At 61.8% G+C, this 17,125-nt stretch carries 14 protein-coding genes; 6 read left to right on the top strand and 8 right to left on the bottom strand.

The features are described from left to right. Positions 1–5: 5 nt before the first annotated feature. Positions 6–884, bottom strand: a complete 879-nt coding sequence (locus IF204_RS10900) for a hypothetical protein (RefSeq protein ID WP_194096938.1) — start codon at positions 882–884, stop codon at positions 6–8. A gap of 123 nt (positions 885–1,007) precedes the next feature. After that, positions 1,008–2,567, bottom strand: a complete 1,560-nt coding sequence (locus IF204_RS10895) for a 2-isopropylmalate synthase (RefSeq protein WP_194096936.1) — start codon at positions 2,565–2,567, stop codon at positions 1,008–1,010. A gap of 320 nt (positions 2,568–2,887) precedes the next feature. Between IF204_RS10895 and IF204_RS10890 the strand changes: the two genes are divergently transcribed. Together IF204_RS10890 and IF204_RS10885 are read left to right on the top strand one after the other, a co-directional pair. Further along, on the top strand, positions 2,888–3,529 hold the full coding sequence (locus IF204_RS10890; RefSeq protein WP_194096934.1) for an SDR family NAD(P)-dependent oxidoreductase: 642 nt from the start codon (positions 2,888–2,890) through the stop codon (positions 3,527–3,529). Continuing rightward, positions 3,523–5,046, top strand: coding sequence for a cryptochrome/photolyase family protein (locus IF204_RS10885; RefSeq protein WP_194096932.1), 1,524 nt, complete (start codon positions 3,523–3,525; stop codon positions 5,044–5,046). The genes IF204_RS10890 and IF204_RS10885 overlap by 7 nt, the downstream gene beginning before the upstream one ends. On the opposite strand, the gene IF204_RS10880 is transcribed toward IF204_RS10885, so the two are convergent. After that, positions 5,043–6,506, bottom strand: coding sequence for an MORN repeat-containing protein (locus IF204_RS10880; RefSeq protein WP_194096930.1), 1,464 nt, complete (start codon positions 6,504–6,506; stop codon positions 5,043–5,045). The genes IF204_RS10885 and IF204_RS10880 overlap by 4 nt on opposite strands. Before the next feature lie 147 nt (positions 6,507–6,653). Here IF204_RS10880 and IF204_RS10875 point away from each other — a divergent pair, with 147 nt between their 5' ends. The 3 genes from IF204_RS10875 to IF204_RS10865 all read left to right on the top strand — a co-directional run bounded on the left by IF204_RS10875 (position 6,654) and on the right by IF204_RS10865 (position 9,865). Continuing rightward, entirely contained in the window at positions 6,654–8,315 is a 1,662-nt protein-coding gene (locus tag IF204_RS10875; RefSeq protein WP_194096929.1) for an NAD+ synthase, read from the top strand. A gap of 134 nt (positions 8,316–8,449) precedes the next feature. Next, positions 8,450–9,133, top strand: coding sequence for an SH3 domain-containing protein (locus tag IF204_RS10870; RefSeq protein WP_194096927.1), 684 nt, complete (start codon positions 8,450–8,452; stop codon positions 9,131–9,133). A 138-nt stretch (positions 9,134–9,271) separates the two neighbouring features. Further along, entirely contained in the window at positions 9,272–9,865 is a 594-nt protein-coding gene (locus IF204_RS10865; RefSeq protein WP_194096925.1) for an NAD(P)H-dependent oxidoreductase, read from the top strand. 34 nt (positions 9,866–9,899) lie between these two features. On the opposite strand, the gene IF204_RS10860 is transcribed toward IF204_RS10865, so the two are convergent. Further along, positions 9,900–10,847 (bottom strand): 1-phosphofructokinase family hexose kinase, encoded by a 948-nt coding sequence (locus tag IF204_RS10860; protein WP_194096923.1) that lies wholly within the window; start codon positions 10,845–10,847, stop codon positions 9,900–9,902. Positions 10,848–10,912: 65 nt separating this feature from the next. Further along, on the bottom strand, positions 10,913–11,830 hold the full coding sequence (locus IF204_RS10855) for an MBL fold metallo-hydrolase (protein WP_194096921.1): 918 nt from the start codon (positions 11,828–11,830) through the stop codon (positions 10,913–10,915). Positions 11,831–11,996: 166 nt separating this feature from the next. Here IF204_RS10855 and gltX point away from each other — a divergent pair, with 166 nt between their 5' ends. Continuing rightward, complete coding sequence (gene gltX, locus IF204_RS10850) at positions 11,997–13,316, top strand: glutamate--tRNA ligase (protein ID WP_167635818.1); 1,320 nt, start codon at positions 11,997–11,999, stop codon at positions 13,314–13,316. A gap of 31 nt (positions 13,317–13,347) precedes the next feature. Here gltX and IF204_RS10845 read toward each other — a convergent pair whose 3' ends face one another. Genes IF204_RS10845 through IF204_RS10835 form a run of 3 tightly spaced genes read right to left on the bottom strand, consistent with a single transcriptional unit; the run spans position 13,348 to position 17,077 of the window. Further along, positions 13,348–13,902 carry a gamma-glutamylcyclotransferase family protein gene (locus IF204_RS10845; RefSeq protein ID WP_194096919.1) on the bottom strand — a complete coding sequence of 185 codons (555 nt, stop codon included), beginning with the start codon at positions 13,900–13,902 and terminating at the stop codon, positions 13,348–13,350. After that, positions 13,899–16,409 carry an ABC transporter permease gene (locus tag IF204_RS10840; protein WP_194096917.1) on the bottom strand — a complete coding sequence of 837 codons (2,511 nt, stop codon included), beginning with the start codon at positions 16,407–16,409 and terminating at the stop codon, positions 13,899–13,901. Before IF204_RS10840 ends, IF204_RS10845 begins: the two co-directional genes overlap by 4 nt. Then, on the bottom strand, positions 16,406–17,077 hold the full coding sequence (locus IF204_RS10835) for an ABC transporter ATP-binding protein (protein ID WP_194096915.1): 672 nt from the start codon (positions 17,075–17,077) through the stop codon (positions 16,406–16,408). The genes IF204_RS10840 and IF204_RS10835 overlap by 4 nt, the downstream gene beginning before the upstream one ends. Positions 17,078–17,125 lie beyond the last annotated feature (48 nt).

Genomic DNA, 17,125 nt, shown 5'->3' with positions numbered 1-17,125 from the left:
GCCTATCAGATAGTGAAGGCCGGCATGATCGACGCACCAGCGGCGATACGGCGGGCCCAGCTCTGGGTATCTTCGGCAAAGCTTTCGCGGGTGTCCGGTACAGCTTCCATCAGCGCGGTCACAGCGATCTTGCCCAGTTCGGTTTCGGGATCGAATCCGCTGACATCGACCGGTGTCCAGTCCATGCCCTCAATACGCACCGCGCAGCCTTCGTCGTTCATACGGAGGAACCACTCGTAGCCGTAAAGGTCGAAAAGCATGATGTCCGGACCCGCATTGACGTGGCGGCGATGGATCATATGCATACGGATGTATTCGAACACCGGATCGCGGGTGAGAGAGATGATCTCGGCCGCAACCGACGACCAGCCTTCTTCCACACTGTTTTTCAGCTGCACCCATTCGGCGGTGTTATCGGCGTCCAGACGGAAGACCAGCACGTTGATGTCGGACATCTCGCCGATCATATAGTTGGTGCCACCGATGCAGAGCTTCGCCACAGGCTCGATTTCGGCCTTGGGCTTCTCTTCTTCGACCATGCCTGCGCTCGGCTTGGCCTCTTCCATATGACGGGTGCGGCGCGGACGGGCTTTGCCTTCGTACTCACCGGTCGAGAAATCGTGGAGCAGATCGAGTGCGATCTGGCTTAGGACCACGTCGCGGCCACCTTCAAGGTCGGCGAGGCCGGCGATGCGCAGCGCGGTCTGCTCGGACGGGGTGGCTTTGCCTTCGCTGGCAAGGCGCAGCAGACCGACCAGCGTGTGGGACGCCGCGCTCGGATCATACTCGCGCAGGGCAATGACCAGATCCAGAAGGTCGCTAGTCGTGTAGAAACGGTGCGGGACCGCCGACGGACGGGCGGCCGTCTCGGATGTCGTTTGCATAGCAAAGTGCCTTTCGCTGCTGAACGTAAACTCTTTGCACTAGAACGTACGGCAGCGCGGCATGTTTAGGTTGCCGGTCAGTCTCAAAAGCAGAGGGGCGGCCCGTAAGCCGCCCCATCCGTATTAAACCGTATCTTTGTAATTCACGATCTTCGTATCTTCACCGGGTGCCGATTTCTCGCGGCGGACGATCAAGCGGTTGATTGCATTGATATATGCCTTTGCCGAAGCAACCACGGTGTCAGTGTCTGCCGACTGGCCGGTCGCGATCTTGCCGTCCTCTTCGAGGCGCACCGAAACGGTGGCCTGCGCGTCGGTACCTTCGGTTACAGCGTGAACCTGATAGAGTTGCAGGCGGCCACCATGTGCGAACAGTTCCTTGATCGCGTTGAAGGTCGCGTCGACAGGGCCGTCACCGGTTGCTTTGACCGACTTCTCTTCGCCGTCGATCTCCAGCGTCATTTCCGCAGTCTGCGGACCTTCGGTGCCGCAAACAACCTGAAGCGACTTCAGCTTGATGTGGTCTTCGACGGTGTCGTTCTGACGGATCAGCGCGATCAGGTCGTCGTCGTAGACTTCCTTTTTGCGGTCGGCGAGGTCCTTGAAGCGGACGAACAGGTCCTTCAGCTGGTTGTCGGCCAGCTCGTAGCCGAGGCTTTCCAGCTTGGCGCGCAGCGCAGCGCGGCCCGAGTGCTTGCCAAGCGGCAGCGACGTGCCAGCCAGACCCACGTCTTCGGGGCGCATGATCTCGAACGTTTCCTTGTTCTTGAGCATGCCGTCCTGGTGGATGCCGGACTCGTGGGCAAAGGCATTCTTGCCGACGATCGCCTTGTTGAACTGGACGGGGAAGCCCGACGCAGTCGCAACACGGCGCGAGATGTTCATGATCTTGGTGGTGTCGATACCGGTCTGGAACGGCATGATGTCGTTGCGGACCTTCAGCGCCATGACCACTTCTTCGAGAGCGGTGTTACCCGCACGTTCGCCCAGACCGTTGATGGTGCATTCGATCTGGCGCGCACCGGCTTCGACAGCGGCGAGGCTGTTCGCCGTCGCCATGCCAAGGTCGTTGTGGCAGTGCGTTGCAAAGACAACGTCATCCGCGCCCGGAACCGTTTCGATCAGGCGGCGGATCAGGTCGGCAGACTCGCGCGGGGCGGTGTAGCCGACGGTATCGGGGATGTTGATCGTGGTCGCGCCCGCTTTGATGGCGATCTCGATCACGCGGCAGAGGTAGTCCCACTCTGTGCGGGTGGCGTCCATCGGCGACCACTGGACGTTGTCGCAAAGGTTACGCGCATGGGTCACGGTCTCGTGGATGCGCTCGGCCATCTGGTCCATGTCGAGGTTCGGAATGGCGCGGTGCAGCGGCGAGGTGCCGATGAAGGTGTGGATACGGCCGGATTTGGCGTGCTTCACGGCTTCGGCGCAGCGCTCGATATCCTTGAAGTTCGCACGGGCGAGGCCGCAGATCGTCGAGTTCTTGGACCGCTTGGCGATCTCGGAAACGGCGCGGAAATCACCTTCGGAAGCGATCGGGAAACCGGCTTCGATGATGTCGACACCCATATCGTCGAGCAGCTCTGCAATCTCGAGCTTTTCTTCGTGGGTCATGGTGGCCCCCGGCGACTGTTCGCCATCACGGAGGGTAGTGTCGAAAATCAACACGCGGTCTTGGGTCATGTCATAAATCCTTGTCTGTCCTTAGCATTACCCGGCGCTGGGACACCCCTGAGCGGTCGCGCCGGCAGGCACGCTCAGAGGCTGCTAAGGAGTAGAAGGGCGCGCGTGGGCAGGGCACCGCAGGTGCGGGCAGCAACAATGATATGATCCAAGCGCGTCATAGGGCGGGACTATACCTATGATTCACCCGAGGGAAAGGGGGATTTTTGCCTTTGGTATCAGAGGGGCTCTGCCCCCGTCCGCCTGCGGCGGCCTCCCCCGAGGTATTTTCGTCAAAGTGAAGGGTGGAGCGGCGCGCGCTGCGGGTTATCTTCGGATTTATGAAACGTATTCTAGTCATAGGCGCTTCGGGCGGTATCGGTGCCGCGCTCTGTGCGGTAGCAGGCGGCGAGGTTGTCGGCCTGTCGCGGTCGGGCGACGGTTTGGACGTGACCGATCCGGCATCTGTTGAGCGGGTCTTAGGCAGTGTTTCGGGGCCGTTCGATGTCATCTGGATCGCCGTCGGCATTTTGAGCGCGGGGCAGGGGCCGGAGAAATCGCTATCGCAGATCGACGCGCAGGAAATGGCGGATGTGATGGCGGTGAACACCATCGGCGTTGCGCTGTTGATGCGTCATGTGCCGCGATTGCTGGCGAGCGGTGGACGCGTAGGAGTGCTATCGGCGCGGGTCGGGTCAATTGGCGACAACGGGCTGGGCGGTTGGCACGCGTATCGTGCGTCCAAAGCTGCTGTGAACCAGATTATTCGCGGGGCGTCGATTGAACTCAAACGCACGCACAAAGGCTCGGTGGTTCTGGCGCTGCATCCGGGGACGGTCGAGACGGAATTTACCGCCGGTTACAAGGCGAACAAGCTAACCCCTGCGGAGGCTGCCGCGAAGCTGACTGCAGTTCTGGAGGGCGCGACGCCGGACCAGACGGGGATGTTCTTTGACTACGCAGGAAAGGCCATCCCGTGGTGAAGCTGGTGCTCGTGCTGGGGGACCAGCTGACCGAAGATCTGTCGGCCCTGCGCGAGGCCGCCGAGGGCGATGTCATCGTCATGGCCGAAGTGCGGGACGAAGCGTCCTACGTCAAACATCACCCCAAAAAGGTCGCCTTGATCTTTGCCGCGATGCGCAAGTTCGCGAAACGGCTGGAGGAGGGCGGGCGCACCGTTGCCTACACGCGCTACGACGACAAGGAGAACTCCGGCAGCATCGTCGGTGAATTGCTGCGCCGCGCTGATGAATACGGCGCGTCCGAAGTGCTCGCCACCGAACCTGGGGAATGGCGGCTGATTTCGGCGCTGGAGGATGCGCCGCTCGATATCCACCAGTTCCCCGATGACCGTTTTGTTGCCTCGCACCGTGAGTTCGAGGAATGGGCCGATGGGCGCAAGGCGCTGCGGATGGAGTATTTCTATCGCGAGATGCGCCGCAAGACGGGCCTTCTGATGGACGGCGACGATCCCGAGGGCGGCAAGTGGAACTACGACCACGACAACCGCAAAGCGGCGCCGGATGATGTCGACTTCAACGGCCCGATGGAATTCACGCCTGACGAAATTACCGAAGAGGTTCTGGCCCTCGTCGAAAAGGAGTTCCCCGACAACTTCGGCGACCTTCGTCCGTTCCGCTATGCCACCGATCAGGAGGGCGCGCGGCGGCAGTTGACCTACTGGCTCAAGGGCGGGCTGCCGAAGTTCGGTGATTATCAGGACGCCATGCTCGCGGACGAGCGGTTCCTCTGGCACTCCATCATTTCGATGTACATCAACATCGGCTTGCTGGACGCGCTGGAGGTCTGCAAGCGGGTCGAGGAGGCGTATCGTAACGGTGACGTGCCGCTCAATTCCGCCGAAGGCTACATCCGCCAGATCATCGGCTGGCGCGAGTATATGAGGGGTATCTATTTCCTGAACGGTCCCGACTACACCAGCCACAACACGCTGCGCCACGACCGCGATCTGCCGTGGTTCTACTGGGGCGGCGAGACGAAGATGCGCTGCATTTCCAAGGCGGTCGAACAGACCAAGGAAGAAGCCTACGCCCACCACATCCAGCGCCTGATGGTCACGGGGAATTTTGCCCTGATCGCGGGGATCGACCCGCATCAGGTCCACGAATGGTATCTGTCGGTCTACGCCGATGCGTTCGAGTGGGTCGAGGCGCCCAACACGATCGGCATGAGCCAGTTCGCCGACGGCGGGATCATCGCGTCAAAGCCCTATGTCAGCAGCGGGGCCTACATCGACCGCATGTCCGACTACTGCAAGGGTTGCGCCTACAAGGTCAAAGAAAAAACGGGCGAGGATGCCTGCCCGTTCAATCTGCTCTACTGGTATTTCCTCGACCGTCACCGCCAGCGGTTCGAAAACAATCCGCGCATGGGCAATATGTACCGCACGTGGGACCGTATGGACGAGGACCGCCGCAAGACGGTCCTGTCAGATGCCAATGCGTGGCTGAAACGGATGGAGGATGGGGAGACCGTTTAGTTCGCGGTCTCTTCCTCGGTTTCGGTTTCCTCGGGCGTCACGGGCAGGACGCTGTCGACGAACACGTTGTCTTCCCATTCGCCCTGTTCGACCTCGCCGTCGGCGTATTGCATCCGGCCATCACCCTGACGGCGACCAGCCACGAAGGTGCCGGTGTAGATGTCACCGTTCGAGTAGGTCGCAACGCCTTGGCCCGAAATCTCGCCGTTTTTCCATTCGCCTTCGTAGGTGAAGGTCTCGTCGGTTTCGGTGGCGGGGTTGTCCGGAATGGTGATCGTGCCTTTGCCGTCGCGCTGGCCTGCCACGAACGTGCCTGCGTAGACCGAACCGTCGGCATAGGTGGCTTTGCCTTCGCCTTCGCGCTGACCGTCAACCCACGCGCCGTTATACGAATAGCCGTGCGAGTCCGTCATGACGCCCTGACCATGGTTCTTGGCGTTCTTGAACTCGCCCTCGTAAACCAGACCGTTGGGGTAGGTCGCGCGGCCCGTACCGTTGATGACGCCTTGGGTCCACTGGCCGTCGTAGGTCGAGCCGTCGGGATAGGTGATCTTGCCCGTGCCATCGGCGAGGCCCGCCGCGAACTGGCCAATGTAGACCGAGCCGTCGGGGTAGGTGACCTGACCACGGCCCGAAATCTCGCCCTGATCCCAGTTGCCGATGTAGATATAGCCGTCGACGCCGCGGAACGTGCCCTGACCGTGGCGCAGATCGGCGTCAAAGCCGCCCTGATACACGTCGCCGTTGGCGTAGGTCACAGTGCCGATGCCGTCGCGTTTGCCCGCGACAAGAGTGCCTTCGTAGATATCGCCGTTGGCTTGGACCAGCTTGCCGTTGCCTTCGATCTGGCCGTCGACCCAAGTGCCTTCGTAGATCGTGCCGTCTGGCATCGTCAGCATTCCCGAACCGTCGCGTTCGTCATGCGCCAGCTCGCCCTCATAGACGGTGCCGTCGGGGTAGGTGATGATGCCTTCGCCCTCTTTAACGCCGTTCATCCAAGTGCCGGTGTAGGTATACCCGTCCGAGCTGGTCATGGTGCCTTCACCGTGGTGCATGGCATTGCGGAACTGACCCTCATAGACGACGCCGTTGGCATAGGTCGCCTTGCCCATACCGGTGATGTTGCCTTCGAGCCAGTCGCCCTCGTAGGTGCCGCCATCGGCAAAGGTGATCTTGCCTTTGCCGTCGGGCTTTCCTGCGGTGAACTCACCGACATAGACAGAACCGTTGGGAAAACGCGCCGTGCCCTCGCCGCGGATTTCGCCGTTGACCCATTCGCCGGTATATTCATAGCCGTTCGGCAGGCGGTAAGTGCCTTGCCCGTTCTGCTTTCCGTTTTCGAACTGGCCTTCGTAGACCCCGCCGTCTTCGTATTGTTTGGTCTGGACTTGTTGTGCCACTGCCATCTGGCCGACAAGCAGAAACGCCACACTGCCAAGGAGCGCCTGTTTCAGGTTCATGATGGTCTTTTCCCTGTTTTCTCGGGGCGATGCTAATTGACCAGAACAATTCCTACAACGCCCTAGCGGAGTGTTTACTGCCGCATTCGGCTTTCCCTTGGCGCGTGTTCTGCTAAATCTGCCACAACAACGATGCGCAGGAAGCCGATGACCGATACGTTCCGTATGTCTATTGCCCAGCTCAATCCCACCGTCGGGGATATCGAGGGCAACGCCGCAAAAGCTGTCGAGGCATGGAAGCAGGCCAAAGAGGCGGGCTCCGAAATGGTGGCTCTGCCCGAGATGTTCATCGCTGGCTATTCGGCGCAGGACCTCGTGATGAAGCCCGCGTTCCACCGCGCCTGCATGGCCCGCATCGAACAGCTTGCGCAGGAATGCGCGGACGGCCCCATCCTCGCAATCGGCGGCCCCTACGCGGAAGAGGGACGTCTCTATAACGCCTACTTCATCTGCAAGAACGGTGTCGTCGCAGCGCGTCAGCTCAAGCACTTCCTGCCGAACTACAACGTGTTCGACGAAGTCCGTCAGTTCAATCGTGGTGCCATCCAAGGCCCCTATGACGTCGGTCAGCTTCGCATCGGCTCCCCGATTTGCGAGGACGCTTGGTATCCCGACGTGGCCGAAGCCATGGTCGAAAGCGGCGCGGAGATGCTCGTCGTCCCGAACGGCTCGCCCTATTATCGCGGTAAATTCGACCGCCGCCTGAGCACCATGGTCGCCCGCGTCATCGAAAACGATGTGCCCATGGTTTACGTGAACACCATCGGCGGTCAGGACGATCAGGCGTTCGACGGCGGCTCTTTTGTGCTGAACCGTGGCGGCAAACTTGCCGTGCAGCTTCCACTGTTCGTCGAGGCCATCGCTCACGTCGATTTCGAGCGCACCGAAGATGGCGGCTGGGAAGCGCTCCCCGGCAACATGATTACTTTCCCGACCGAGTGGGAACAGGACTACCACGCGATGGTCCTCACCCTGCGCGACTACCTGCGCAAGACGGGCTTCAAGAAAGTTCTGCTCGGTCTGTCGGGCGGGATCGACTCTGCGCTCGTCGCCACTATCGCCGTTGACGCGCTGGGCGCCGAGAAAGTGCGCTGCGTGATGCTGCCGTCGGAATACACCTCGCAAGGCTCGCTCGACGACGCCGAAGACATCGCAAAGCGCCTTGGCGTCCACTACGACTTCGTGCCGATCTCCGAGGGTCGCAACGCGATCACGAATACGCTCGCGCCGATCTTCGAAGGCACCAAGCCCGACATCACCGAAGAAAACATCCAGTCCCGCCTGCGCGGTCTGCTGCTGATGGCGATGTCGAACAAGTTCGGGGAAATGCTGCTGACGACCGGCAACAAATCCGAGGTCGCTGTGGGATACGCCACGATCTATGGCGACATGAACGGCGGCTACAACCCGATCAAGGATCTCTACAAGACGCGCGTGTTCGAGACCTGCCGCTGGCGCAACGCCAACCATCGCGACTGGATGAGCGGCCCCGAAGGCGAGGTCATCCCCGTCTCGATCATCGAAAAGCCGCCCTCAGCCGAACTGCGTCCCGACCAGAAGGACGAAGACAGCTTGCCGCCCTACGAAATCCTCGACGCGATCCTCGAACTCCTCGTTGACCGCGAGGCGAGCGTGGCGGAATGCGTGGCGCTGGGCTTCGAGCGTGAAACGGTCAAGCGGGTGGAGCATCTGCTGTACATCAGCGAATACAAGCGTTTCCAATCGGCACCCGGCACCCGCCTGACAAAGCGTGCGTTCTGGCTCGACCGTCGCTACCCGATCGCAAACCGCTTCCGCGACAACTCCTAAGAATGAGCGATCTCACGCCGATCTGACAGAGGCGTGAAGGAAACTTGTTAAGGACATAGGAACGGTTTTCGGGGGATAGTTGTTCTCTCTCCAATCCGGCGGCGCACCGCTGCCACAGAGAATTGGAGACTATTATGACTATCATCAAACGCACCCTCGCAGGTTCCGCAATCGCTCTGGCCGTAGCCGCTCCGGCAATGGCACAAGCTGCTGACGCAACGGCTGCGACCGATCTGAACGTACGTAGCGGCCCGGGTGCATGGTATGAATCGGTCGGCGTGATCCCCGCCGGTGAAATGGCCACCATTGAAGGCTGCCTCGACGGCTACGAATGGTGCGAAGTCAGCTACGACGGCACCGAAGGCTGGTCGTATGCGCCGTACCTGACCGTACAGGCAGGTGACAACGTCGCCACCATCGACACGCAGCCCGAGCAGGTCGAAATCAAGACCGTCACCTACGTGAACGAAGAAGAAACCGACGAAGATAAAGGCGTCGCTGCCATCGCTGGCGGTACTGCCGGTGCTCTGATCGCCTACGCACTGGGCGGCCCGACCACTGCCATCGTTGCCAGCGGTCTGCTGGGTTCGGCTGGCGCGGCTGAAGTTGTAGAGCCGACCACCGAGACCATGACCTACATCGAAAGCAACCCGGTCGAGCCGGTAAACCTTTCGGGTGAGATCGTTGTCGGCGCAGGTATTCCGGCCGAGATCGTGACCTACGAGACCCCGCAGGAAGGTCTGCGTTATCTGAACATCAATGGCCAGTATGTTGCCATTGACGCAGAAACGAACGCCATTGTGCGCATTGCTGGCTAATTCAGCAAAATTGCACCGAACGGCCCGCCATTGGCGGGTCGTTTTGCATTTTCGCACAGGGTCCGAGCGGTAATATCTGACGACAAGAACCGCGGGCGGGCCTAACTCTGGCTTAGAACTCACAAAGAGGAATTCATCATGGCTACGCCGAAAATTGCAGTAATTTTCTACTCCACCTATGGCACGAACTATGGCATCGCATCCGCCGCTGCCAAAGCCGCTGAAGAAGCAGGCGCAGAGGTCCGTGTCCTCCGCATCGCCGAAACCGCTCCGCCGGAAGTTGTCGAAGGTCAGGAAGCATGGAAAGCTCAGGCAGAGCGCGTTTCCGAGCTGCCGGTCGTCACTCCGGACGATCTGAAGTGGGCTGACGGATACTTCCTGTCGTCGCCGACCCGCTATGGCGGCATGGCTAGCCAGACCCGCGCTTGGCTCGACACGCTCGGCCCGCTGTGGATGGAAGGCGCTCTCGCCAACAAGACCATCACCGTCACCGCTTCGGCCCAGAACGTAAACGGCGGCACCGAAGGCGCGATCCAGCAGACCTACGTGTCGGCCATGCACTTCGGCATGATCCCCGTCGCTCCGGGTTACACCGATGGCGTCAAGTTCGAAGACGGCGGCAACCCCTACGGCTTCTCGTCCCAGCCGGGCGAGCTGTCGGAAGTCGGCCACCGTTCGGTTGCCCACCAGGCTAAGCGCCTCGTGGACATCACCGCGAAACTCAATGCCTAAGTTTCTGGAAACGGCCCCTTTGCGGGGCCGTTTTTCATAGGGCGGTCGCCTCCGACCTCGCGAGGCATTCGTCGAAGTCATGGCGAAGGCACAACTGCGTGCCTTCGGTCATGCAGGCCGCCGACGCCGCTGCCGACCCATGGCACAACGCCGTTTGCAGGTCGCACCCGTTCTGCAGCGCCAAGGTCAGCCCGCCGACGAAACTATCACCCGCGCCGACCTTCGATTTCACCACCGTATTCACCGCAGGGCAGAACCAGCGCCCGTCCTTCGTCGCCAGCACGTTTCCGTCCGATCCGCGCGCGATGATGACAATCTCGCCCGCGCCACGTTCGACCAATTTGCTTGCAAAATCAGCGGTATCTCCGCGGCGGGGCAGGGCGTAGCGCGTCAGGCTCTCGGCCTCCTGCTGGTCCATCCGCAGCACATAGGGCCTTTCGGGTTGCCCAAGCGCCATCATCGTCAGGGCAGGGCCGGAAGTATCGACGATCACCTTTGTGCTCGTGTTGCTGAGGTCTTTGCAGATCCGCGCATACAAATCCGCTCGCGATCCCGAGGGGCCGGAGCCTGACAGCACGACGAAGCCGCTATCGGGCGCGTTGGCTTTGATACCCGCGCAAGCGCCGTCCACATCCGCATCCGACCAATCGGGGCCGGGCAGCATGAAGCGGAACTGGTCGTTGATGGAAAGGTCGGTGACGGCCACGCTCTGCCGCGTATCACCGGGGGCGGCGTGAACGATCAGCGGAAGCCCCGCAGCCTCAAGCAGCTCGCCAAGCTGGCGGCCTGTATTTCCGCCCAAAGCCACGAAAGCAGTCGCATCGCCGCCAAGCTGGCGGATCGCCCGTGCAACGTTGATGCCGCCGCCGCCAGGATCGATGACGGGCAGGGCGCAGCGCAGCTTGTGACCCGCGATGACCTTGTCGACAGAGGTCGCGATATCCAGCGCGGGGTTCAGAGTAACGGTGAGTATAGCGGACACGGCGGCCTCCTCGCAGCAGTGACGATACCGTCAGCCTAGCGCAGCCTGCCGTGTCCGCAAATGTCTTACATCAACTGGTAGGACACAGGCACGAAGCGGTAACCGCTGCCGTTCTGCTCGACGTAACCGATGCCGGGGAAGGGCATGTGGTAGCCGATCATCGGGATGCGATCGACTGCCACCATATCAAGGATACGGCGGCGCGTTTCGGCAGCCTTGGCCTTGTCCATGTCGAAGCGCACTTCCCAATCGGGATGCTGAAGCGAGAAGACGTAGTGGTTCGTCGTATCAGCCGCGAGCAGCAGCGCCTGACCTGCCGATTCCAGACGGAACACCATGTGACCCGGCGTGTGGCCGAACGCATCATGCGCGGTGATGCCGCTGGCCACGCTGTCGCCTTCGGAGACAAAGGTCGTCTTGCTTTCCAGCGGGCGCATCTTGGTCTCGAAGGTCTCGTTCTCGGCACCTGCCCAATAGTCGAACTCGGTCTTGCCAGTGACGTACTGCGCATTGGTGAACGTCGCGCTGTCACCCATCAGGCCGCCGATGTGGTCGGGGTGCATGTGGGTCAGAACCACGGTCGAAATGTCTTCGGGCGCGTGTCCCGCGGCCTTGAGCGCAGCGGTCACACCTTCCGGCGAAAGTCCCGTGTCGAACAGGATCTTGTCGCTGCGGGTTTCGACCAGCACGGGCGTGAAGAAGTTCACCGAACTATCGGCGGGAATGAAATTGGCTTCGGCGGCTGCCGCGAAATCCTCGTCCGAGGCATTCAGGCCGAACGTGCCGTGCGGGTCGTCCATCGGGCGGTGGGCAGCAAGGAGTGTCGTGACTTTGAAGTCACCGACATTCACACTGCGATAAGGAGCGATCATCGGCACCTCTTGTTCGGTTTCAGCCGATTGTGCGCGAACGATTTGCGGCATGGCAAGGGCTGCGGGTGCGGCTGCGGCGGCTCCGAGAGCCTGACGTCGTGAAAGTTTCATGGCGGGGTCTCCCAAAGGTTGGATGATCCGCAAGATAGCCCGAACCCCGCTGCGGCCCACAAACCTGACGCCGATGTTATCTGGGCGCGCAAAGCCGAACTGCATAAGGCTGATATGGACAAAAGGGGGCCGATATGAAATGGCCTTGGCGCAATAGGAGATTGTCATGACCACGACCCGTTTTGCCCCCTCGCCCACCGGTTGGATGCACATCGGCAACCTGCGCGCTGCCCTGATGAACTTTGCCATCGCCCGACAGAACGGCGGTGAATTCATCCTGCGTATCGATGACACCGACCAGGAGCGTTCGAAGCAGGAATACGTCGACGGCATCAAGGATGCGCTGACCTGGCTCGGCATCTCGTGGGACCGTATCGAGTACCAGTCCAAGCGCCTTGAGCGTTACGAGGCCGCCAAGCAGAAGCTCATCGAAATGGGCCGTCTGTACGAGTGCTTCGAAACCCCGACCGAACTGGACCTCAAGCGCAAGAAGCAGCTGAACATGGGCAAGCCGCCCGTGTACGACCGCGCTGCCCTCGACCTCAGCGAAGAGGAAAAGGACAAGCTGCGCGCCGAACGCGGCAGCCACTGGCGCTTCAAGCTCGACCGCGAGCGTATCGAATGGAACGACGGTATCCTCGGCGATATCTCGATCGACGCCGCGTCGGTGTCCGATCCCGTTCTCATCAAGGAAAGCGGCCAGTTCCTCTACACCATGGCATCGGTCGTCGATGACGTGGAAATGGGTATCACCAACGTTGTGCGCGGCTCCGACCACGTCACCAACACTGCGACCCAGATCCAGATGATCAAAGCACTCGGCGGCACGGTTCCGGCATTTGCCCACCACTCGCTGCTGACCGGCCCGCAGGGCGAAGCGCTGTCCAAGCGCCTCGGCACCCTGTCGCTGAAAGACCTGCGCGAAAAGGGCATCGAGCCGATGGCGATCATGTCGCTGATGGCCCGCCTCGGTTCCGCCGATCCGGTCGAACTGCGCGCCAACGTTCAGGAAGTCATCGACGGTTTCGACGTCACCAAATTCGGCGCCGCCCCGACCAAGTTCGATACTGAAGACCTGCTGCCGCTCACCGCACGCATCAACGCCGCCAAGCCCTTCGCCGATGTGAAGGACGAGGTTCTGGCGCTCGGCGTTCCGGCTGATCTGGCAGAGAAATTCTGGGATGTCGTTCGCGAAAACATCACCTTCATGTCCGACATGAAGGACTGGTGGAACCTGTTCCAGAACGGCACGCCGGGTCTCGTCGCTGACGAAGACAAGGAAATGGTCGACACCGCGCTGGGTCTCTTGGGCGACGCGCCCTACGGCCCCGATGCGTGGAAAGACTGGACCACCGCTGTGAAGGACGCGACCGGCCGCAAGGGCAAGGGTCTCTTCATGCCGCTGCGCAAGCTCGTCACCGGCCGTACAAACGGCCCCGACATGGGCGATGTGATGCAGTTGATGCAGGTAAAGCCCTACGTCTAAAACGTAAGGCCACCGCGAAAACGATCAGAGGTCAGCCTTGCGGCTGGCCTCTTTCTTTGAGGTAGGCATCCACCAGCGCGGTTTCTTTGTCCGTCAGCAGACAAGCGCGCGGATAAAGCGGCGCATCGCGGTCATCCAGAACCGGCAGCGACTCCCAGCCCATCGTCGTGTCAAAGAAATGCTTCACCCCGTCGTCACCGAACAGGCGGTGATAGCCCTGCACGACCACGTCAAGGTAGCTTAGCAGCACCGGATGCGCGGTCGACGGCTCGGCAAAGTAGCCCTCTTCAACCTCGTAAACGACAACCTCGTCATGCTCCGGCGTCACCTGATGGGCGACGGGGCGGCGGGCATAGGCAAACTCGCGTTCGTCCAGCGCCTCGAAATCGGCGTTCGGCACCAGCGCGGTCGCGCCCAGCAGAACGGTGCCCTCATGCGGCTCGACCGACAGAAAAGCGAAGTCTCGGATATTGGTATGACGCCAGACACGGCGCCACCCTTGCAGTTTGGCTGCTTTCGGCTCGGGGTAGCTATGGGTGTCAAAGTTGACGAGGCTGCCATAGCCGAAAAAGCGGGGATGGTTCATTCACGGTCTCTTAGATTGCGGGCTGGCCGCACGCTGAGGGCTCTGAGCGCGAAGGTCAAGTTGGCAAGAAGTGTTGCCACGATCCCTCCGGCGATAATCCACAGCGCATTGGACCAGATGATCTGGAAATCTGTATCCATAATATACGTCGTGACTGTCCAGCCGCCACCGATCCCCGCGAACAGCGCCACTACGCCCGCCGCAAACCCAACGAATGCCGCGCGCAGGGCAAAGCTGCGCAAAATAGTGCCGCGCGTCGCACCGAGCGTTTTGAGGATCGACGCCTCATAGACCCGCGCCCGCTGCCCCGCCGCCGCTGCTCCGATCAGCACGAGGAACCCTGTGACCAACGTGGCCAGCGCGCCATAGCGCACACCCGCCGCGATCCCGTCGATCAGCACGAGCGCTTGGTCGATCGCGTCGCGCACGCGGATCGCCGTGATGTTGGGGTAGGCGTTCGCCAGATCGCGCAGGATCGCCGCCTCGGCATCCTCTTCGGCGTAGACCGTGCTGATCCAGCTATGCGGCGCGCCCGCCAGCGCGCTGGGGTTCATCGACATGACAAAGCCGATGGCCGCCGTGTCGAACTCCACCTTGCGGAAGCTCGCGACCGTCGCTGTAATGTCCCGCCCCAGAATGTTGACCGTCAGCGTGTCGCCCAATTGCAGTCCGATCTCCGCCGCTTCTTCGGCAGAGAAACTGACCAGCGGCTCGCCGTCATAGCCTTCAGGCCACCACTCGCCAGCGGTCAGGCGCGTGCCTTCAGGCAACGCTTCTGAATAGGTCACGCCGCGATCCCCGCGCACCACCCAGTGTCCGTTCGCAAATTTCTCGGCGGGTTGTCCATTGATCGTCGTGATGATCCCGCGCAGCATCGGCGCGGCTTCGACCTTGGAGACCGCAGGGTCGGTGTCCAGCCTTTCGCGGAAGCCCTCCATCTGGTCCGGCTGAATGTCGACGAAGAAGTAGCTCGGCGCGACCGAAGGCAACTCGTCCGTAAACGCCGCCCGCAGGTTGCCGTCGATCTGCCCGACCGAGGCCAATACCGACAGGCCGAGGCCCAGCGACAGCACGACCGAAAGCGTCTCGCCCTTCTGCGCCGCGATGGCCGCCAGCGCCGCGCGGAGGGCAGGGCGGCCACGCGCCATCGGATTCAAACGACCAGCGATCCAGCCGATGAGCCACGCCGCAATCGCCAGCACTAGCAGCGCCCCCGCGATCCCGCCAAAGGTATAGAGCGTCAGCCGCACCGCATCCGTGAACCACGCCGCTAGCGTGACCAGCGCCGCCACGAGGATGCCCGTGTAGAGCACATGGCGGAACGGTAAGCGCCCGCTGCCCTGATTGCGGAACAGTGCCGCCGCGCGAATGTTCTCTGTCCGCGCAATCGGCAAAAGGGTAAAGATCGCCGCCGTCAGCGCGCCGTAAATCGCTGCCTCGATCAGCGGCATCGGGTAGATGCGGAAGCTCGCTGGAACAGGCAGTTGCGCCGCGATCAAAGGCGAGAACACCAGCGGCAACAACAGCCCCAGCACCAGCCCCGCGACGATCCCGATGGCCGACAGAACCGCGATCTGGATGGCGTAGACGGCCAGAATGGTCCGCCGCTCTGCGCCCAATGTCTTCAGCGTCGCGATGGTGTCGCGCTTGCCCGCGAGGTACGACCGCACCGCTGCCGACACGCCCACACCGCCGACGGCGAGGCCCGCGAGACCGACCAAAATCAGGAACGATCCGATCTGCTGCACGAACCGTTCGGTCCCGCCAGCACCGCGCCGCGCATCGCGCCAGCGCAGCCCGCTATCGCGCCACTGACCCTCGGTCTGCCGCTCCAGCGCGGCTAGGTCAGCTCCATCTGGCAGGTCCAGACGGTACTGCGTATTGAACAGCGTGCCCTCGGCAATCAGCCCCGCATCGGCCAGATCCTCGGTCAGCACCAGTGTCCTCGGCCCCAGACCAAAGCCCCCAGCAGCATTGTCAGGGTAGGTGTCCAGCACCGCCGACAGCACGAAATCCTGTGTGCCAAGGCGGAACGTATCCCCCGCGCTCAGCCCCAGACGGTCGGCGAGCACGCGCTCCATCACACCGCCGGGCAAATCGCCGTTCCCCGCAAACGCATCCGCCAGCGGCATTTCGGGCGACAACGTCACCTCGCCTATCAGCGGATAAAGGTCATCAACGGCCCGCACCTGCGTCAATGCGCGCTCTGCCTCTTCGCGCTGCACCACGACCATCGACCGGAAATCGACGGTTTCAGAGACCTGCTCGGAAATGCTCTGCAAATATGCCAGCTCTTCTGGGCGGGCGAAGCGGTAGGTGAACTCCGCCTCCGCATCACCACCCAGCAGCGCCGCACCTTGTTCTTTCAGACCAGCCGTAATCGCACTGCGCACCGTCCCGACGGCGGCAATCGCCGCGACGCCAAGGATCAGACACGCAAGGAAAATACGAAACGATTTCAGGCTCCCCCGCAGGTCGCGGCGGGCCAGACGATACGCGAGGCTCATGCCGCGTCCTCGATCCGCCCGTCACGCAGGCGCACCACGCGGTCGCACCGCGCCGCCAGATCGGGGGCGTGCGTCACCATCACCAGCGTCGCGCCGTGGCGGTCGCGCAGGCCGAACAGCAGGTCCATAATCGCAGCGCCCGTGCTTTCATCAAGGTTCCCCGTCGGCTCGTCCGCCAGCAGGATGCGCGGGCGCGGCGCGGCGGCGCGGGCAAGTGCTACACGCTGCTGCTCGCCGCCCGAAAGCTGGCTGGGGTAGTGGTCCGCGCGGTGGCCGAGGCCCACGGCCTCAAGCTCCGCCCTTGCGCGGTCGAATGCGTCCGCTTCGCCGGCCAGTTCCAGCGGGGTCGCGATATTTTCAACAGCTGTCATCGTCGGAATGAGGTGGAAGGACTGGAACACCACCCCCATATTGTTTCTACGAAAGCGGGCAAGCGCGTCTTCGTCCATGCGGGTCAGGTCTTGGTCCAGCGCAGTCACCTTGCCGCCCGTGGCCTGTTCCAAGCCGCCCATGACCATGAGCAGCGAGGACTTGCCCGATCCGCTCGGTCCGATCAGGCCGACGCTCTCGCCCGCGGATACCGAAAGGGTAATCCCGTGGAGAATATCTACTCTGCCCGCGTTCGACGAAAGCGAAAGCGAGGCGTCCTGAAGGGAAAGAACTGTCATGGAAAATGTCCGGTCGGTAATGGCTGTTAAAGCATATGGGGCGGCTCG

It is taken from the genome of Marivivens aquimaris, from assembly GCF_015220045.1.
Lineage (GTDB): Bacteria > Pseudomonadota > Alphaproteobacteria > Rhodobacterales > Rhodobacteraceae > Marivivens > Marivivens aquimaris.
The sequence above is the reverse complement of the archived record's forward strand: the minus strand, read 5'-3'. Positions and strand labels throughout refer to the sequence as shown.